General features: G+C 66.0%; 17 protein-coding genes. 9 read left to right on the forward strand and 8 right to left on the reverse strand.

Annotated features, from left to right (window positions below; all coding sequences use genetic code 11):
- Positions 1-61: 61 nt before the first annotated feature.
- From glgX to BJG93_RS21985, 3 genes are all read left to right on the forward strand, one after another.
- On the forward strand, positions 62-2,275 hold the full coding sequence (glgX, locus tag BJG93_RS21975) for a glycogen debranching protein GlgX (RefSeq protein WP_027196350.1): 2,214 nt from the start codon (positions 62-64) through the stop codon (positions 2,273-2,275).
- A gap of 102 nt (positions 2,276-2,377) precedes the next feature.
- Complete coding sequence (locus BJG93_RS21980; RefSeq protein WP_071336644.1) at positions 2,378-2,554, forward strand: DUF2934 domain-containing protein; 177 nt, start codon at positions 2,378-2,380, stop codon at positions 2,552-2,554.
- 95 nt (positions 2,555-2,649) lie between these two features.
- Positions 2,650-4,725, forward strand: a complete 2,076-nt coding sequence (locus BJG93_RS21985) for an AI-2E family transporter (protein ID WP_027196351.1) — start codon at positions 2,650-2,652, stop codon at positions 4,723-4,725.
- 22 nt (positions 4,726-4,747) lie between these two features.
- Here BJG93_RS21985 and BJG93_RS21990 read toward each other — a convergent pair whose 3' ends face one another.
- The 5 genes from BJG93_RS21990 to BJG93_RS22010 form a co-directional block, all read right to left on the reverse strand.
- On the reverse strand, positions 4,748-6,382 hold the full coding sequence (locus tag BJG93_RS21990; RefSeq protein ID WP_231337608.1) for an efflux transporter outer membrane subunit: 1,635 nt from the start codon (positions 6,380-6,382) through the stop codon (positions 4,748-4,750).
- 49 nt (positions 6,383-6,431) lie between these two features.
- Positions 6,432-8,066 (reverse strand): DHA2 family efflux MFS transporter permease subunit, encoded by a 1,635-nt coding sequence (locus BJG93_RS21995; protein WP_027196353.1) that lies wholly within the window; start codon positions 8,064-8,066, stop codon positions 6,432-6,434.
- Positions 8,063-9,232, reverse strand: a complete 1,170-nt coding sequence (locus BJG93_RS22000) for an HlyD family secretion protein (RefSeq protein WP_027196354.1) — start codon at positions 9,230-9,232, stop codon at positions 8,063-8,065. Before BJG93_RS22000 ends, BJG93_RS21995 begins: the two co-directional genes overlap by 4 nt.
- Before the next feature lie 142 nt (positions 9,233-9,374).
- Complete coding sequence (locus BJG93_RS22005; RefSeq protein ID WP_167544175.1) at positions 9,375-9,548, reverse strand: hypothetical protein; 174 nt, start codon at positions 9,546-9,548, stop codon at positions 9,375-9,377.
- A 64-nt stretch (positions 9,549-9,612) separates the two neighbouring features.
- On the reverse strand, positions 9,613-11,256 hold the full coding sequence (locus BJG93_RS22010) for an FAD-dependent oxidoreductase (protein WP_027196355.1): 1,644 nt from the start codon (positions 11,254-11,256) through the stop codon (positions 9,613-9,615).
- 276 nt (positions 11,257-11,532) lie between these two features.
- On the opposite strand from BJG93_RS22010, the gene BJG93_RS22015 reads away from it, so the two are divergent.
- The 4 genes from BJG93_RS22015 to BJG93_RS22030 all read left to right on the forward strand — a co-directional run bounded on the left by BJG93_RS22015 (position 11,533) and on the right by BJG93_RS22030 (position 14,904).
- Positions 11,533-13,677, forward strand: coding sequence for a hybrid sensor histidine kinase/response regulator (locus BJG93_RS22015; protein WP_027196356.1), 2,145 nt, complete (start codon positions 11,533-11,535; stop codon positions 13,675-13,677).
- Between the two features lie 154 nt (positions 13,678-13,831).
- Entirely contained in the window at positions 13,832-14,116 is a 285-nt protein-coding gene (locus BJG93_RS22020; RefSeq protein WP_027196357.1) for a hypothetical protein, read from the forward strand.
- A gap of 210 nt (positions 14,117-14,326) precedes the next feature.
- Complete coding sequence (locus BJG93_RS22025; RefSeq protein WP_027196358.1) at positions 14,327-14,596, forward strand: type II toxin-antitoxin system ParD family antitoxin; 270 nt, start codon at positions 14,327-14,329, stop codon at positions 14,594-14,596.
- Positions 14,593-14,904, forward strand: a complete 312-nt coding sequence (locus BJG93_RS22030) for a type II toxin-antitoxin system RelE/ParE family toxin (RefSeq protein WP_027196359.1) — start codon at positions 14,593-14,595, stop codon at positions 14,902-14,904. The genes BJG93_RS22025 and BJG93_RS22030 overlap by 4 nt, the downstream gene beginning before the upstream one ends.
- Before the next feature lie 94 nt (positions 14,905-14,998).
- On the opposite strand, the gene BJG93_RS22035 is transcribed toward BJG93_RS22030, so the two are convergent.
- The 3 genes from BJG93_RS22035 to BJG93_RS22045 all read right to left on the reverse strand — a co-directional run bounded on the left by BJG93_RS22035 (position 14,999) and on the right by BJG93_RS22045 (position 16,852).
- Positions 14,999-16,018, reverse strand: a complete 1,020-nt coding sequence (locus tag BJG93_RS22035) for a class I fructose-bisphosphate aldolase (protein WP_027196360.1) — start codon at positions 16,016-16,018, stop codon at positions 14,999-15,001.
- A 78-nt stretch (positions 16,019-16,096) separates the two neighbouring features.
- The gene (locus BJG93_RS22040) at positions 16,097-16,516 is read right to left on the reverse strand and encodes a secondary thiamine-phosphate synthase enzyme YjbQ (protein WP_027196361.1); all 420 of its coding nucleotides are present in this window, start codon (positions 16,514-16,516) and stop codon (positions 16,097-16,099) included.
- 15 nt (positions 16,517-16,531) lie between these two features.
- Positions 16,532-16,852 (reverse strand): thioredoxin family protein, encoded by a 321-nt coding sequence (locus BJG93_RS22045; RefSeq protein WP_027196362.1) that lies wholly within the window; start codon positions 16,850-16,852, stop codon positions 16,532-16,534.
- 171 nt (positions 16,853-17,023) lie between these two features.
- Between BJG93_RS22045 and BJG93_RS22050 the strand changes: the two genes are divergently transcribed.
- Complete coding sequence (locus BJG93_RS22050; protein WP_027196363.1) at positions 17,024-17,320, forward strand: DUF2628 domain-containing protein; 297 nt, start codon at positions 17,024-17,026, stop codon at positions 17,318-17,320.
- A 286-nt stretch (positions 17,321-17,606) separates the two neighbouring features.
- Positions 17,607-18,950: a sugar efflux transporter gene (locus BJG93_RS22055; RefSeq protein ID WP_027196364.1), complete on the forward strand. Its 1,344-nt coding sequence runs from the start codon at positions 17,607-17,609 to the stop codon at positions 18,948-18,950.
- Positions 18,951-19,058 lie beyond the last annotated feature (108 nt).

Here is a 19,058-nt window from a genome sequence, read left to right on the forward strand (position 1 = left end):
TGAAAAAATGCCCACGCACGACCCTGAGATACCAACGTCCCCGCGTCCACAGAGAATTCCTATGTCATCACCAGCCAGCTACTCGACGCGCATTTCCGAAGGCACCCCTTTCCCGCTCGGCGCGACATGGAACGGCAGCGGCGTCAACTTCGCGCTGTTCTCCGCGCACGCGACCAAAGTCGAACTGTGTCTATTCGACGAAACCGGCCAGCACGAACTCGAACGGATCGAGCTGCCCGAGTTCACCGACGAGGTATGGCACGTGTTCGTGCCGAATCTGAAACCCGGTGCCGTCTATGGGTATCGCGTGCATGGCCCGTATGAGCCCGAGAACGGGCATCGCTTCAATCCGAACAAGCTGCTGCTCGATCCGTACGCGAAGGCGCATATCGGCGAGCTGAAATGGGCGCCGGAAATTTTCGGCTATACGCTCGATTCCGAAGAGCTCGACCTGTCTTTCGACGAACGCGACAGCGCGCGTTTCGTGCCGAAATGCAAGGTGGTCGACGCGAATTTCTCGTGGAGTCATCCGGAGCGCAATGCGCTGCCGTGGGAGCGCGTGATTCTCTACGAGACGCACGTGCGCGGCTTCACGAAACGTCATCCGCGGGTACCCGAGCGTTTGCGCGGCACCTTCGCGGGGTTGGCGCAGCAGCCGGTGCTCGACTACATCCGCAGCCTCGGCGTGACCTCGGTCGAACTGATGCCGATCCAGACCTTCGTCAACGACAGCTATCTGCTCGACAAAGGCCTGACGAACTACTGGGGCTACAACACGATCGGCTTTTTTGCCGCCGATCCGCGCTTCTTCGCGTCGTCGACCGAGTCGGTCGGCGAGTTCAAGGACATGGTCGACCGCTTTCATCAGGCCGATCTCGAAGTGATACTCGACGTCGTGTACAACCACACGGCCGAAGGCAACGAACGCGGCCCGACGATCTCGTTCAAAGGCATCGACAACGCGTCGTACTACCGGCTGATGCCTGACGAGCCGCGCTACTACATCAACGACACCGGCACCGGCAATACGCTGAACCTGTCGCATCCGCGCGTGCTGCAGATGGTGACCGACAGCCTGCGCTACTGGGTCACCGAAATGAAAGTGGACGGCTTTCGCTTCGATCTCGCGACGATCCTCGGGCGCGAGGCGCACGGCTTCGATGAAGGCGGCGGCTTTCTCGACAGCTGCCGCCAGGACCCGGTGCTCTCCAGCGTACGGCTGATCGCGGAGCCGTGGGATTGCGGCCCCGGCGGCTATCAGGTGGGCGGTTTTCCGCCGGGCTGGGCTGAATGGAACGATCGCTTTCGCGACACCGTGCGCGCTTACTGGAAGGGCGACGAAGGCACCGCCGCCGATCTCGCGACGCGGCTCACCGGCTCGGGCGACAAATTCAATCATCGCGGCCGGCGGCCGTGGGCGAGCGTGAACTTCATCGCCGCGCACGACGGCTTCACGCTGAACGATCTGGTCTCGTACAACGACAAGCACAACGAGGCAAACGGCGAGGAGAACCGCGACGGTCACTCGGACAACAGGTCGTGGAACATGGGTGTCGAAGGACCGACCGATGACGCCGACATCCGCCAGCAGCGCGAGCGCCAGAAACGCAATCTGCTCGCGACGCTGCTGCTCTCGCAAGGCACGCCGATGATTCTCGCCGGCGACGAATTCGGCCGCACGCAGCAGGGCAACAACAACGCGTATTGCCAGGACAACGAGATCAGCTGGGTCGATTGGGATGCGGTCGACGACGACGGCCGCGCGCTAACCGAGTTCGTGCGCAATCTGACCACCCTGCGCCACCGCTTGCCGGTGCTGCGGCGTGGCCGTTTTCTGACTGGCGAATACAACGAGACGCTCGACGTGACCGAGACGCGCTGGCTAGCGCCCGACGGCACCGACATCACGGACGAGCAGTGGGCCGATCCGGCGATGCGCTGCTTCGGCCTCGCGATCGATGGACGCGCGCAGGCGAGCGGCATTCGCCGTCTCGCGTCCGACGCGACTCTGCTGCTGGTGCTGAACGCCTATCACGACGTCGTCAACTTCACGCTGCCCGACGTTCCCGAGGGCGAGCGCTGGACCTGCCTCGTCGACACCAACATGCCGGTGCGCGCCGAACTGCCGCAATTCAGCGCGGGCGACGCCTACCAGGTGACCGGCCGCTCGCTGCTGCTGTTCGCGCTGGAAGCGCCGAGCCGCGCGACGCAGCGCGTGTTCGACCGGCTCGAAGAGCAGCTGACGTCCGACGAAGGCGAGTCTTCGCCGGGCTAGTGCGGGTACAAGGTTTGCTGAGTCTGTCGGTGACGACGCACGCGTCTGTGATCTTCGCCACCGCAGGCGCGCGCACGCAAACAGCCAAGCTGGGGTGAACAAATGGAACAGCAACCGAGCATCGACGAGCAGGTCCGCACGCGCGCCTACTATCTGTGGGAGCAGGCGGCCGAGCCGAAGGGCACGCCCGAGCAATACTGGGAGCAGGCGCGCAGCGAGATCGAGAAGGAGGCACCACCGGTCGAGAGCGGGCCGGTGTCGGGCGATACGATGAAATAGGCATGACTCAGTCGTACTGAGTGATCCGACTCTGAGCCGGTGCATCCCGCACGGCTCAGAGACCGCTTTTCCATGCCCGATTTTCGGTCCATAAGATGAACGACACACCCGAGCCGCGCGGCACGAGACCCGCCGCGCGCATTCCGGCGGCGTCCGCCGCATTCGGTATCGAGGGTCTCGTCACGTTCGGCGTCGGCGTGATCGCGGTCGCGTGCCTGTACTTCGCGAGCGCCGTGATGATTCCGATCACGCTCGCGATCCTGTTGAGCTTTCTCGTTGCGCCCCTCGCCGATGCACTGTCCCGGCTCAAGCTCGGCCGGGTGGCCTCGGTGTGCGCGGCAGTGCTGATCTCGGTGTCGGTCATCGCGCTGCTGTGCGCGGTGATCGCCACGCAACTGACCGATCTCGCGGCCGGCATGCCGCGTTATCAGGCGACCATCCAACACAAGCTCGACACCGTGCAAAGCCTGACGATCGGCCGGCTGAACCGTTTCGCGAGTGAGGCGGGACAGGCGTTGCAGCGCGCGACGATCGAGCCGCCGCAGCCGGCAGCGCCGAACGGCGCAGCGGCCGCGGCGAACCCGCATGCATCGGCGGCCGTGCCGGTGGAAGTGCGCGAACCGGTGCCGACGCCGTTCGAGCTCGCGCGACGCGTGCTGTCGCCAGCCATCAGTCCGTTGGAAACCGCGTTCATCGTATTCGTGGTCACGATCGTGATCCTGCTGCAACGCGACGACCTGCGCGATCGCGCGATCCGGCTGTTCGGCTCGCGCGACCTGCACCGCACCACCACGGTGATGGACGAGACCGCGCGCCGCCTGAGCCGCTACTTCGTGTCGCAGCTAGGCGTGAATACCGGAGTCGGCGTCGTCATCGGCGCAGGGCTCTTTCTGATCGGCGTGCCGAGCCCGATTCTGTGGGGCATTCTCGCGGCGCTGCTGCGGCTCGTGCCCTACGCCGGCATCTGGATCGCGGCGATGCTGCCCACCGCGCTCGCCGCCGCGGTCAGCCCCGGCTGGACGATGGCGATCTGGTCGCTCGTGCTGTTCGTAGTGGCGGAGCTAGCGGTGGGGCAGGTGGTCGAGCCGCTGCTGTACGGGCGCAGTACCGGGCTGTCGCCGTTTTCGGTGGTGGTCGCGGCGATCTTCTGGAGCTGGATCTGGGGGCCGATCGGCCTGATTCTGTCGACGCCGTTGACGCTATGTCTGCTGGTGCTCGGCCGGCATGTGCGGCGTCTCGAGTTCCTCGACGTGATGCTCGGCGATCAGCCCGCGCTGACGCCGGTCGAAAACTTCTATCAACGCGCGCTCGCGGGCGATCCGGACGAAGCGATCGAGCAGGCCGAAGTGCTGTTGCGAGAGCGCTCGCTATCGGCTTACTACGACGACGTGGCGATCAAGGGCTTGCGGCTTGCGGCCAACGACGTGATGGGCGGCAGCGTGACGAGCGCACAGCTCGCGCGCATCGAGTCGACGACCAACGATCTGGTCGACGGCCTCGACGGTTACGAGGATCGCGAGCCCACGCCGCTCGCGCCGCCCGCGCCGCAGGGGAACTGGGGCGCAGTGGGGCCGATGGCGCCGTCCGACGACACGCAGACCGCGCGGGCGACGCCGCCATCGGTCGACACCGCGAACAGCAGCATGAGCACCGCTACGGTCGCGCCGGAACACAACCACAGCCAGGAGCAGGCTGCGCTCAGCGAAGCGTCCGCCGCGGCCTCCGGGTTCGCATGGCATGCGCCGACGAGCCGCGTGTTGTGCCTGCCGGGCCGTGGCCCGCTCGATGCCCTCGCGACGATCATCCTGTTGCAGTTGCTCGGCAAGCACGGCTTCGCGGCGCGCTCGCTGCCGCACGAGGCGGTGTCGCGGGCGTCGATCGACAGTCTCGAGGCGGACGACGTCGGCATCGTCTGCATTCTGTATCTGCAGATCGACGGCGTTCCGTCGCATCTGCGCAATCTGGTGCGGCGCATTCGCGCGCGCTTGCCGAAGGTGGCGGTCGTGGTCGGCCTGTGGACGCCCGAGAATAGGCGGCAATGGAGCGCCGATCAGCAAGACGCGCTGGAAGCCGAGTGCTGCGTGACGTCGTTGCAGCAGATGCTGGCCGCGTGCCGTCGCATCGATGCGACGCGAACGGTGATTGCGGAGCCGCAGTTGGAAGATGGCTGACGCGTCGCGGCGTCGCGCCTCGTTATCCGCCACTGCCTGGCGGCCGCGCCGCGCCGGTTGCGCGCGTCGCATCGGCATCGCTCTGCCAGCCGCCGCCTAGTGCCTTGTACAGCGACACGAGATCGGTGCTGACCTGGGTCGTGCCCTGAGCGTACTGCTCGCGTGCCTGCGCGAGCTGCCGCTGCGCGTCGAGCACGTTGATGAAGCTCGTCAGCCCTTTACGATAGCTGTCGCGCGCGAGATCGAACGAGGTCTGTTGCGCGGCGACGCTGTCGGCGAGCGCATCGCGCCGCGCCTGATCGGTGCGATAGACCACTAGCGCGTTGTCGACGTCCCTCAGCGCAATCAGCACGGTCTTGCGGTAATCGAGCGCGGTCTCGGCCTCGCGCGCCTTCGAGATGCGCAGATTGGCGACCAGCGCGCCGCCCTGAAAGATCGGCAGCGACACGCTCGGCCCGAACGAATAGAACAGGTGCGACCAGCGTGCGAGATCGCTCGCATTCGTCGCGCGCGTGCCGGCCTTGCCGGTCAGCGACACGTCCGGATAGAACTGCGCGACCGCGACGCCGACACTGGCGGTCGCTGCATGCAGATTCGCCTCGGCGCGGCGGATATCGGGCCGGCGCCGCGCGAGCGTGGACGGCAGCCCGACCGGCACGACGGGCGGCACCGGCGGCACGGCCTGTGGCGTGCTCAGCTGCGCTTCGAGCGCGCCGGGCGGCTCACCGACCAGATACGCGAGCGCGTTCAGCGCTTGGGCGATCTGCTGATCGTACTGAGGCAACTGCGTTTTCGTTTGCGCGAGCTGCGCCTTGGCGCTTTGCACGTCGAGTTGGCTCGCGAGCCCGACCTTGGCCTGGCTCTCCGTCAACCGGACGGTCTCGCTTTGCTGCTCGACCAGGCTGCCGGCGATGTCGTGCAAGGTCTGCGCGCCACGTAGCTGCACATAGGTCTGCGCGACCTCGGCTTCGAGCGACAGCAACGCATCGTTGCGGCTTTCGTACGCGGCCTCGGTTTGCGCGTTCGCGGCTTCGACCGAGCGACGCACGCGGCCGAACAGATCGAGCTCCCAGGTCGCATCGAAGCCGACCTGCCACAGATTGATCGGCGCGCTCAGCTGGTCGAGCACGTTGTTCGCGCCGTTTTGCAATGCGGCGCCCGCGCCCGGCGCGATCGCATTGACCGGCGAGTTCGGCGCGCCGAGCCGATCGACCTTGTCGTAGACACCGTCCTCCTGCAAAAGGCCTTTGAGACCGAGCTGCTCGCGCTGATAGCTGCCGGTCGCGCGCAGGTTCGGCAGACCCTGAGCGGCCGCCGACTGCACCTGGCTGCGCGCTTCGACGATGCGCAGCACCGCTTCCTGTAGATCCAGATTGCCGAGCGCGGCACGGGCGATCAGCGCGTCGAGCGTCGGATCGTTGAAGCTGCGCCACCAGCGCGGGTCGGGATCGGTGTCGAGCGTCGGCACTGATGCAACGTTCGCCGTCGATGCGGATGCGCCATTCGCGGATACGTCGCTCGCGGCGGCGGCATTCGCCGCGGTGCGCTGCGTATCGTGCCACTGCGCCGGCACGTCGGCGTGCGGCGCATGGAAGTCGGGGCCGACCGTGCAGGACGTGAGCAGCAGCGCGAGCACGCCGGCGAGGACGCACGCAATGAAACACCTGGCCGGATCGAGAACGCCGCGCTTCGGGCGAAGCTTCACTTCAATGTCCTCCCGCGCCGCCGGACGCCTTGACTGGTGAAAAGAAAATCGTGATCGGAATGCACAGCGTGCAGAAGACCGCGAGAAACGCAAAAACATCGACATAGGCGAGGATCGTCGCTTGCGAAATGTAGGTCGTGTACAGATGGCCGGTCGCCGTTTTCAGCGCCTGCGAAAACGGCATGCCGTTCATGTCGGAAATGGTCTGCGCGCTGCGCTGCAACGCGTCGTTGTAGTTTTGCGAAAGCGGCGACATGTGCTCCGACAGATGCGCCATGCGCGCCTGCGTGCGCTCGCGAACCAGCGCGGTCGACAGCGAAATGCCGATCGAGCCGGCGACGTTGCGGAACATCGTGAACAGCGCCGACGCATCGTCGTTGAGCCGCGGCGGCACCGTCAGATACGCAAGCGTGGTGATCGGCACGAACAGGAAGCCGATCGCGAGCGACTGCGCGCTGCGCATCTTCACGAGGGTGAGGTAATCGATGTCCGGCACCAGCGTGTGCGAATACGCGAGCGCGCACGCGAGCAACCCGAAGCCGGTGGCCACCAGAAAACGCGTCTGAACGTGCGGCATCATTTTGCTGATCAGCGGAATTTCCATCGTGATCAGCACGGCACCCGGCGACAGCACGAGGCCCGCGAGCATGGCCGTATAGCCGAGCTGCTGCTGCGCGAGTTGCGGCACGAGCACCGCGCTGCCGTAGAGAATCATCGCGAACGCGGCGATCGTCACGCAGCCGAGCGCGAAGTTGCGGTCCTTCAGACAGCGCAGATCGACGACCGGCTTTTTCGTATACAGCAGCCACACCGTCGCGCCGACGATGCCCGACACCGCAAGCACCGTGAAGGTACGAATGAAGTTCGACGAAAACCAGTCGTCGTCCTCGCCACGATCGAGCATCACCTGCAGGCAGCCGAGGCCGATCGCGATCAGCAGAATGCCCACGTAATCCACCGACAGGCGCAGATTGGCCTTGCGTTTCCATGGCGGATCCTCCACCAGTTGCATGACCGCGAGCGACGTCAGCACACCGAACGGCACGTTCACCAGGAATACCCAGCGCCACGAAAAGTTGTCGGTGATCCAGCCGCCGAGCGTCGGCCCCAGCACCGGCGCGACGACGATCGCGACCGCCGAGATCGAAAACGCGCGGCCGCGCTGCTGCGGCGGGAACGTATCGAGAATGATCGACTGCTGGTTCGGTTGCAGTCCCCCGCCGAAAAAACCCTGCAAACAGCGAAAGATGATCAGTTGCCACAGATCGGTCGCGATGCCGCACAAAAACGAGCACACGGTGAACGCGACGATGCACAGCAGAAAGTAGCGCTTGCGGCCGAGCAGCCGGCCGAGGAAACCCGAGATCGGCAGCACGATGCCGTTGGCGACCAGATACGACGTCAGCGTCCACGTCGCTTCGTCGTAGCTGGCCGACATCGTGCCTGCGATATGCGGCAGCGCGACGTTCACGATCGTCGTGTCGAGCACTTCCATGAACGCGGCGAGCGTGACGACGATCGCGATCAGCCACGGATTCGCGGCCGGCTTCCAGTTCGACGAATCGCCGGGCGACGCATCGCCGGGCGACGAATCGCCGGGCGACGCATCGCCGGGCGTGGCGTCGGACGCCGTCATTTCAGGTAAACCTTCGGCGTGACCGACAGGCCGAGCCCGAGCGGATGATCGCGCGGCAGCCCCTGGTCGATGATGATCTTGACCGGCACGCGTTGCACGATCTTCACGAAGTTGCCGGTCGCGTTTTCGGTGGGGAACGCCGAGAAGCGCGAGCCGCTGCCGAGTTGCACGCTGTCGACATGACCGCGCAGATCGAGCTGCGGATAGGCGTCCACGTCGACCTTGACCTTGTCGCCGCGGCGCATGCGTGCGAGTTGCGTTTCCTTGAAGTTCGCGGTGATCCACACTTGCGGCGTGACGATCGAGAACAGCGACACCCCCGCCGTCAGGAAGCTGCCGAGCTGCACGTTGCGCCGCGTGACCCAGCCATCCGACGGTGCCCGTACCTCGCAATACGACAGATTCAGCTGCGCCTGCTCGAGCTGTGCCTCGGCCTGACGCACCTGCTGGCGGCGTTCGTCGACGGTGGCCTCGGTCTCGCGCAACTGCTGTGGCACGAGGCTCGCGGTCCGCTGCTGCGCGCGGGCCTGCTCGACGCTCGCGTTGGCCGACTGACGCTGCGCGTCGGCCGTATCGACGTTCTGCTGCGTCGTCGCGCGCGGATCGACCGAGTGCTGACGCTGCCAGGCAGCCTGCGCTTCGCGCAGATTCGCCTCCGCCGACGAGGTTTGCGCCTTCGCCTGGCGGTATTGCGCCGGAAACTGCACGCGCGCGATATCGAGCTGCAGCTGTGCGGCATTCAATTGCGCCTTCGCAAGACCGAGCTGCGCGTTCGCCTGATCCACCTGAGCCTGGTAGTCTCGCTTGTCGATCACGAGCAGCAGGTCGCCCTTGTGCACGAAAACGTTGTCGTCGACCGCGAGCGTTACGACGTAGCCGGAAACTTTCGGCGCCATGGTGATCGCGTTGCCGTCGGTGTAGGCGTCGTCGGTGCTCACCTGGTTGCGGGTCGCGAACCACCAGACGAAGCCGACGATGCCGATCAGCACCACGACCGCACCCAGGATGATCAATGGCTTCTTGCCGGGCTTCTTTTGCTGCTGACCATTTTCGCCGTTGCGCTTGTCGTTCTTGCGGTCCTTACCGTCGCCGCGATCATCGCGGTGCGACGCATCGCGCCCGGATGGTTCCTGCCCGGTACTAGCCGAGCCGGTCTCGTCTGACATGATGAGTCGTTCCCGTCGTTCCTGGGGGTTGAGAATGGGTGAGCGCTATAGATGCCACGCGCGGCCGTTCGCGATCACAGCGAAGGCCGCTGGCCGGGGCGCTCGGGAGGCGCGTGGCAGCGCGAGCCGCGCCGCCACGCGTCTATTGACCGGCGGGCTTGTCGCGCTCCGCCTTCTCCTTGTCCCGCTCTGGCTCGATCCTGGTCGTGCCGCCCGTCGAAGGCGGGTCGCTAGCGGGGAAGCTGTCTTCGACCTGCTTGTCGATCTGCTTTTCGCTCTTTTCCGAGTGGGGATGCTGTTCCTTGTGTGTCGTCATGTTGGCTCCTTGTTTCAGATTGAACGGCAAGACGTCGGATCGCTCACGATCCTCGTGCGCATCGTCATGACGCGGTCGGTTCCGGTGCGCCGCGCGCCGCTGCGTCCGGCGCCGCCGCGCCCATGATGGCGAGCGCGTCGGCGCGCGACAGGCCGCCACGCATCGCGTCGGAAAGCCGTGCGGTCAGCGCTTCGCGCTCGCAGGCGAGCACCGCGTCGACGTTGCCGTCGCGCACGTACAGCGCGATGAACCGGTGATGATCGACGTCGCCATCGATGAAGATCTCATCCCACTCGCTCGCGTGGCCGAGGTATTCGAAGTTCTTGCCGTAGTGATAGGTCCAGAAGAACGGCACGTCGACATAACGATTACGCGCACCGCACATGTTTTGCGCGGCGATGCGCGCATGCTGCTGCGCGACGCGCCAATGTTCGATACGCACCGGCTCCTGGTTCTCGTGCAGCGAGAACGCGGCGATATCGCCGGCCGCATACAGACCGCAGGCGGCGTGCATGCCGGCATTGACGATCACGCCGCCGTCCTGCTGCAGCGGCAGTCCTTCGACAAACCCGGTAGCCGGCGCAACCCCCGTGCCCAGCAACACCACATCGGCGGCGATGGCCTCGCCGCCGTCGAGCATCACCGCATGCACGTTGCCTTCCTCGCCCTCGAGCGAGGCGACCTTGGCGTCGAGATAAAACTTCACGCCGTTGCTTTCGTGCAGCGCGCGAAACATCTGCCCCGCGCGCTCGCCGAACTGTTTGGCGAACGGCACCGTGTCGCGCGAAATCACGGTGACGGGCACGCCGTGCTTGCGCAACGCGGACGCGACTTCGAGGCCGATGAAGCTGCTGCCGAGAATCGCCACGCGGGTTTGCGAGGCGTCGTCGCCGAGCGCGTCGATCAGCGCGGCGGCATCGTCGAGGTGTCGCAGCACGTGCACCCCGCCGAGCTCGCAGCCGGGAATGTCGGGCACTTTCGGTACGCTGCCGGTCGCGAGCAGCGCGGTGTCGTAGGTCAGCGGCTCGATGCTTTGCTGGCCGCCACCAGCCGCGCCGGCCTCGAAATGGATCGTGCGCGCGGGCACGTCGAGCCGCGCGACCTTCGCGACGATCCGCTCGATGCCGTGCGTATGCAGCCAGTCGGGCGGCAGCAGCGGCGGCACGTCGGCGGGCGCCATTTCAAACGACGGGACGAATTTGCTCAGCGAAGTGCGGTCGTAGGGCGCGTGCGCTTCGTCGCCGATCAGCGTGACGCGTCCCTCGAAGCCGAACTCGCGTAGCGCGGCACAGGCGGCGGCGCCGGCCGCGCCCGCGCCGATCACCACGTAATGTTTTTCCGGTGCGGTGGCATCTTCCGCTGACGTGTGCGACGCCGCTTCCGGGCGCGTGATTTTTTCCGCCGACACGAGTACGTCCTCGCCATCGAGCGTGACCGGGTAGCGATCGAGCGGCAGCAAGGGGGGCGGCTCCAGCACGTTGCCGGTCGCGACGTCGAAGGTGCCCTTGTGCCAGGGACAGATAATCCGGCCGTGGCACAGCGCGCCCTCTTCGAGCGGGCCTCCCGCATGCGGGCAGTCAGCTGAGTACCCCCGCACGGTGTCGCCATCGCGCACGAGCAGGATCGGCGTGTCGTCCACCGTTACGCGCACGGCGCGGTCCGTCGGCAATTCCGATAGCCGCGCGACGCGGCGGGCAGTCGTGGACATGGTGAGGCCTCGCGAAAGGAAGGGCTCGTGGAGGGCTCGCAAACGTGTCGCGAGCGATGCCGGAAGCGGGCTTGCCGTCAAGCAGCGAGAAGGCAGCAATCGCTGTGCCTGCGCGCGGCGTCGACGTAATGGTGTCGCTTAACTTGGGAAGATAGGCCGAGTTGGGGTAAATTCCGAGACAGGGGAATTAGCACGCGAACAGCGATGTGCGTAGCGGCGTGCGAACGGGTAGGCAATGCCTTGCCTGACCGTATGCAATTTCATGGAGTGGTGACCGTGCAGCGTGCAGAACGTGTCGCAGTCGATGTGCCGATGCCGTCGCGCAACTTCGCGATGACGCGGCGCATGCTGCTGATCGTGCTGGCCGTGTCGATCGTGTTTCCGTTGGCCTGCCTCGTCGGCTATGGCTACTTCGACTACCAGCGCCGAATCTCCGATGCGAACGATATGATCGACCGCCTCGCGCGCGTAGCCGATGAGCAGGCCGTCAAGGTGCTGGACCTGAACCGGCAGATGGCCTCGCGCGTGATCGAGCTGCTCGGCGATTCCGACGATGCGCAGATCCGCGCGCGCGAGCGCGAATTGCACGATCGTCTGCAGAGCATCGGCGGCGATTTTCCGCAGGTCGCATCGATCTCGCTGCTCGGCGTGAACGGCGAGCTGCTCGCGTCGAGCTTCGCGTATCCCGCGCCGCCCATGACGATTGCTCATCGCGACGACTTTCTCACCGCCAAGGCGATCCGTCCGCAGCCGTATTTTTCGCTGCCGATGTTCGGCAAGCTATCGAAGATCGACGTATTCACCACGGCGATCGGCCGCTCCGGCGCGGACGGGCAGTTTCTCGGCGTGGTCACGGTGGCGCTGCGCAACGACTATTTTTCGCGCTTCTATCGCGAGCTGACCAACGGCGATCGGTCGCTCGCACTCGCGCTGTACCGGCAGGACGGCAACCTGCTGGTGCGCTATCCGCCGTGGCCGCCCGGCGCGAGGCCGACCATGCACAGCGCGTTCTTGTCCGCGTTGCGCGACAAACAGCTGTTCGGTCACGTGCGTCTGAATTCGACCGTCGACGGTGTCGAGCGGCTGCTCGCGTTTCGCCGCGTCGGCGACTATCCGTTGTATGTGATGAGCGCGTACGCGACGTCGTCGATCGTGGCGGCGTGGCGCGCACACTTCCTGCTGATCGCGGCGCTCACGGCGCTGCCTTGCATCGCGATCTGGGGGCTCGTGCTGTACTCGCTGCGTCAGCTCGAAGCGCAGCGGCGCGCGTGGGAGCGCTGGCAGGGCGAGGTCGCGATGCGTCTTTCGGTCGAGGCGTCGACCCGGCAGCTGCAACGCATGGGCGCGCTCGGCAATCTGGTCGCCAATGTCGCGCACGATTTCAACAATCTGCTGATGGTGGTGTCGGCGAACACCGAGCTCGCGCGGCTCAAGCATTACAACGATCTCGAGAAGGAAGTGCACGCGGTCGAGCGTGCCACCGCCACCGCGCAAGCGCTGACGCGGCGTCTGTTGAGCGTCGCGCGCAAGCAGCCGCTGAAGCAGGAGGCCGTCGAGCTCACGCGCTGGCTGCCGGCCGCCGCGCCGCTGATCGACGCGACGCTCGGCGACACGATCGAGCTGGCGCTGCGCATGCCGGAGAAGCTGTGGCAGGTGCTCGTCGATCCGACCGATCTCGAGTTCGCGATCATGAACATCGCGATGAACGCGCGCGATGCGATGCCGCACGGCGGTCACTTCGTGATCCGCTGCCAGGACATCCGGCTGGGCAGCAGCGATACGCTGCTGCCGGACGGCGAGTACGTGCTGATCGCCTGTTCGGATGACGGCGAAGGCATGCCCGAATCAGTCGTGCGACGCGCGTTCGAGCCGCTTTTCACGACCAAGCTGCGCGGCTCCGGCACGGGCCTCGGGCTCGCCCAGGTGCTGTCGATGTCCGAGCAGGCAGGCGGCACCGCGAAGATCGACAGCGTGCTGGGCAGCGGCACGACGGTGCGTATCTTGCTGCCGCGCTATCGTGAGCGCGGCGCGCAAGCCGGCGCCGACGCGCGCGAGCCGCTGCCGACGGTGGCCGGGATCGTGCTGCTCGTCGAGGACAACGAGGACGTCGCGGCAGGCGTGACCGCGGTGCTCGAAACCTTCGGCTGCGAGGTGCGTCACGAGCCGACCGCCGATCTCGCGCTCGACGTGCTGAACGCCGGCGAGCGCTTCGAGCTCGTGCTGTCGGACATCCAGATGCCGGGCAAGCTGAACGGTATCGATCTGGCGGAGAAGATCCGCAGCGCGTGGCCATCGCAGAAGATCGCGCTGATGACCGGTTACGCCGACGAGCTCGACCGCGCGCGTCGGCTCGGCATCGCGATACTCGCCAAGCCGTTCAATATCGACGAATTGCATGCGCTGGTGGCGTGCGGCACCTGAAGCCGCGGCACCGTTTCAGCGCGTCGCGTCCATCTGCCTTTCCTGTCCTGCTGTGCTGCGGCACAACGCTTGCTGAAAAGATGCGCGAGGTATGCGCGTACGGCAAGCACGCGCCCACTTCTTTTCGACACTCTCGACACCCAGGAGAATTGCCATGAAGATCAGACACGCAGTGCTCGTTTCCACATTGCTTGCGGCTTCGTCGCTCGCGATGGCCCAAGGCGCGGGCGGTGGGGGAGGCGGCGGGGGTCCGGCCGGCAACGACCCGAACACCAATGCCGCGACCTCGAGCCGCGAGGGCGGCGATGCGGGCGCAATGGGAACCGCCACGCCTTCGACGCACCATCACATGAAAAAGCATTCGAAGATGAAGAAGCCCATGAACGACACGACGAATATGCCGGGCGCCGACGCGAGCAGCGATACGAAGGGGCAGTAGGCGCAGTGTAGTGAGGCAGTAGGGCGGCTGGCGCCGCGCGTCGGGTAGGGTCCGGCGCGTCGGCTCCGGCCGTTTTTCTGTGGGGCGCGGTTCCGCCAGAGCGTGGCGCGTGGGGCAGCGGGGCAGGGGTTTGATGGAATGTGTCCAACGCGTCGTGTTGCTAATACCGGTCTGGGCGAGTAGGATTAAATCCTATTCAAGGAGGCTGCTATGCGAACCACGCAGCAGATGAGTATCACGCTACCCAACGAGATGGCTGAGTTCGTGCGGGAAAAGGTCGCTCGCGGCGACTATGCGTCGGACAGTGAAGTGCTGCGCGACGCGCTTCGTGTTCTTCGCGAGCGGGACCGCGCGATCGAAGCCTGGCTGCGTGAAGAGGTGGTCCCGGCCGCAAAGGCGCTTCGCGACAATCCTGAGAGGGGACTCTCGGCGGACGAGGTCCGTGCTGAATTGCGAAAGTCGCGAGCGCGCCGCGGATGAATTGGCGCGTCAAGTTTGCGCCCGAGGCGCTGGCGCAGCTGCAGGCGCTTGAACAGCGCATCGCCGAGGCCGGCGCACCGCTTGCCGCCGAACGATACGTCGATGCGATCGTCGACTTTTGCATGAAGCTTCAGACCTTCGCAGCACGCGGTGTTGCGCGGGATGATCTTTTACCGGGGCTGAGGATCACCCACTTTCGCAAGCGCACCATCATCGCGTACCTGCTGGATAGCGAGGCCGTTTCCATCGTCGGCGTCTTCCATGGCGGGCAGGACTATGAGGCCGCGCTGGGATCCGACAACGAGTGAATGCCGATAGCCTATGCGGCGAGGACGTTGTGCGCGGACGGGGACCTACGCTGGAAGCCTATTGCCGTTGCGCCCGCAAAGCCCGCGCCCGCGTTCAATCCTTTTCCATCGCCGCGTCATACTTGCCGAGCGCGGCCGCGCCATTCAGGCGCGCGCGCTTGAGCAACGCCTGCTGCGCTTCTTTCACGTTGCCCGGCTGACCGCGCCACGTTTGCAACGGCGGCTCCTGCAACGCGCGCCCGTACGAAAAGCTCAGATTCCACGGCAGCGCGCCGAGCCGGTTCATCGCATCGAGATTGGCGGTGGCCTCCTCGGGCGACTGTCCACCCGACAGAAACACGAGACCGGGCACCGCCGAGGGCACCATACGTTTGAGCACGCGCACGGTCGCGGCCGCAATATCCGCCGTGCTCGATGGTTGCCGATGCTCGGAGCCGGCCAGCACCATGCTCGGCTTCAGCAGGATATGTTCGAGCACCACGCGATGCCGATGCAGCGCATCGAACACCTCGTGCAACACCGCCTCGGTGACTTCCGCGCAACGCTCGATCGTGTGATCGCCGTCCATCAACACCTCGGGTTCGACGATCGGCACGATGCCGGCTTCCTGGCTGATCGCCGCATAGCGCGCGAGCGAATCGGCGTTCGCCTCGATCGCGACGCGGCTCGGCAGGCTCGCCGTGATGTTGTAGACCGCGCGCCACTTCGCGAAGCGCGCGCCTTGCCGTTTGTAATCGGCGAAGCGTTTGGCGAGGCCGTCGAGGCCTTCGGTGATCTCGTCGCCGGGCGCGAGCGCGAGCGGCACCTTGCCGAGGTCGACCTTGATGCCGGGCACGATGCCGTTCGCCGCGGCCACTTGCGGGAACGGCGTGCCGTCGTCGGCTTTCTGGCCGAGCGTTTCCTCGTAGAGGATGACGCCGCTCACGAACTCGCCGAGGCCGGGCGTCGTCAGCAGCAGGTTGCGATAGGCGCGGCGGTTTTCCTCGGTCGATTCGAGGCCGATCGTCTTGAAGCGTTTGGCGATGGTCGGGCCGCTTTCGTCGGCGGCGAGAAGACCTTTGCCCGGTTGAACCATCGCGTTGACGGTGGCTTGCAGCTCGCTACGGGTGTCCATGACGTGTGCTCCGTTGGGTAGGCTCCGTTCGATGCGGTACGGCTTCCTCTGCGCGACGGGTGAATGCGACAGCGAACTTCATTGGCCGAGCAGATGCAACACGATATCGCGCCGCTGCGGATCGCGCCGATGTTCGAACAGATACAGTCCCTGCCATGTGCCGAGCACCATCCTGCCATGCTCGACGGGCACGCACAGCTGCACCTGCGTGAGCGCCGTGCGCAGATGCGCGGGCATGTCGTCGGAGCCCTCGGTGTCGTGCTCGTAGCGCGCGGCGTCTTCGGGCGCGAGGGTCTCGAAGTAGCGCTCCAGATCGCGCCGCACCGACGCATCCGCATTCTCCTGGATCAGTAACGACGCCGACGTGTGCCGGCAAAACAGCGTGAGCAGACCGGTACGGATGCCCGTATCGTCGACGAAGCGGCGCGCGTCGTCGGTAAATTCAACCAGGCCGCGGCCGCGAGCCTGGACGCTCAAATGATGGATGGCCTGGCGCATGACGGATGTCGAATCTCAGAGTGACGCGAACGCCTCTTCGATATCCTCGGCGCTGCGCGGCCGCACCACGCGCGCGACCTCGGCGCCGTCGCGCATCAGCACGAGTGTTGGCCACAGCTTGACCTTGAACGAGCGCCCGAGCGGGCGGCCGGGGCCGTCCTCGATCTTCAGATGCCGCAGGCCCGCATGCGGCGCGAGCACCTGCCGGATCGCTGCCTGGGCGCCCTGGCAATAGCCGCACCAGTCGGTACCGAATTCGACGACGGTGGCACCGGGCAGCGCGTCGAGTTCGGCGCGCGTCGGGGCTTGCGGGGAATAAGCTGTCGGGAAGGTCATGCTTGCTCCGCTGCTGATCGTGATCTGCCAAGCGTAGCAGCTATGCCGCGGATCGTCAGCGAAGCGGCCGTGCGCCGCCGCTGCGCGCCGTCTCGCCGCGGCATGTTAAAAAGCGGTGCGCGCGTGTCGACCGATCGACGCGCCGCGTCATCGCCCGGAACCCCGCAAAAAATGAACGCACGAATCTATCTGCAACATCCGCAACACAAGGACGCGATCGCGGTCGCCACCGGCTTCAGCTGGGGCGCATGCCTGCTCGGCTTTATCTGGGCACTGTCGAAGAGAATGTGGTTCGCCGCGTTCGTCATGCTCGGCATCAACGTCATCCTGCTCGGCATCGGTCTGTGGGGCGAGGCCGCCGATCTGGCCGGCTTCGTGCTGTCGATCGTGTTCGCGTTCGCGTGCGGCGCGTATGGCAACCGGTGGCACCGCTGGACGCTCGAACAGCGCGGCTATGTCGTGGTGTGATGCGCTCGCGCTGGAGCGAGGATTGCCGCGCGCAGACGTGTGATCGAGCGCAAGTTCGTCATGGCGGCGTTTCATGCTGGCTGCATCGCCAGTCACCAGTGTTTTGCGCTGATCGGGTCCCGACATGGGTGCGTCCCGGAATTGGGACAGCGCTTCGCGGGTTTACGCGGGCCGCGCTCCGGGTCGATAATGCCCCGGTCGTTCCGGCCCCGAACCTGCGGCGCCAATCGTGCCTTCGAGCGCTCTGATGCGCATCGCGGCTCGCTCCACCTGACCCACCGTCCCCGTGTTGAAAACTGCGCGTTTTTTCGACCTGCTTCGCATTCCTGGCTTCAAGCCGCTCGCCGCCGCCACGCTGATGCTCGGTGTGGCGATGTCCTTCACCGCCCCGTATCTGTCTCTGTTCGGCATCGAACGCGCCGGCATGACGCCGTTCCGGCTCGGCGTATTCATGACGCTGATCGCCGCGAGCGGCGTGCTCGCAAGTACGCTCGCCGGGCGCTGGAGCGACAGGAGCGGGCGGCATCGACCGTTGCTGCTGGCGGCGCTCATCGCGGCCGCGCTCGGCTACCTGTGTCTGTGCGTGGTGCGCGATTACCGGCTGCGGCTCGCGGTCGGCATCGTGTTCATCGGCGCGGGCGGCTCGGCGATCTCGATGGTGTTCTCGTTCAGCCGCGCGGCGCTGCCGGTGCCGGACCCTGCCGAGCGCGTATTCGCGAGCGCGACGCTGCGCACGATCCTCTCGGCCGCATGGGTGTTCGGGCCGTCGGTCGGCGCGCTGGTGCTCGCCGCCACCAGCTTCACTGGTCTGTTCCTGTTCGCGGCCGCGAGCTTCGCGACCTGCGGCTTCATCGTCTGGCGCATGCAGGAGCCGCAAAGCCACCTCGGCGATCACACGGTCGAGGACACCGCATCGGAGCCGTCCGCGTCGATCACGGTGCCGCCGCTCAGGCAACCCGGCGAGGACGCGCACGAAACCCTGCCGGTCGCGTCGGCGAACGACATCCTGCGCTCGGTGACCGCGCTGACCTTGCTCGGCCTCGCCGCTAACGCGACGATGATCGTGCTGCCGCTCTACATCGTGCACGGACTCAACGGCACGCATCTCGACGTGTCGGTGATGCTCGGCCTCGGCGCGCTGACCGAAATCCCGATGATGCTCGCGCTCGGCGCGAAGTCCTCGTCGCTGCACAAGCTGAACTGGCTTGCCGCGTGCGCGGCCGTGCATGCGGTGTACTTCGTCGCGATGTCGCTGGCGGGCAACGTCAGCGTGCTGATCCCGATGCAGATGTTGAACGCCTTCGTGGTCGCCGTGACCTCGTGCCTCGGCATGACGTACGTGCAGGACCTGATGCCGCATTCGCCCGGCCGCGCGACCGCGCTGTTCTTCAATGCGGCGCGGGTCGGCTCGATCCTGTCGGGCGTGCTCTCGGGGCTGCTCGTGCAGGCATTCAGCTATCGCGGCACCTTCCTGTTCTGCGGGCTGCTGGCGCTGTGCGCGTTGGTGCTGTTCGCGGTGCCCGGTTATCGCTATGGGCTGATGTGGCGCGCGCTAATGCGCTTCGCGTCTGCGCAATACGCGAAGCTGGCCGCGCGCCGCGGTGTGCGCGTGCCCGAGCGTAGCGAATGACCGATGCCGGCGGCGCGCGCGTTCGTGCGGATGCGTCGCGCCGCCGGTCGCGCGGAACTTCGAGCCGCGCCGCGCCTCTGCAAGAAAGTGCGGCTTGCTACGACGCGC

It is taken from the genome of Paraburkholderia sprentiae WSM5005 (genome assembly GCF_001865575.2).
In the GTDB taxonomy this organism is placed as follows: Bacteria; Pseudomonadota; Gammaproteobacteria; order Burkholderiales; family Burkholderiaceae; genus Paraburkholderia; species Paraburkholderia sprentiae.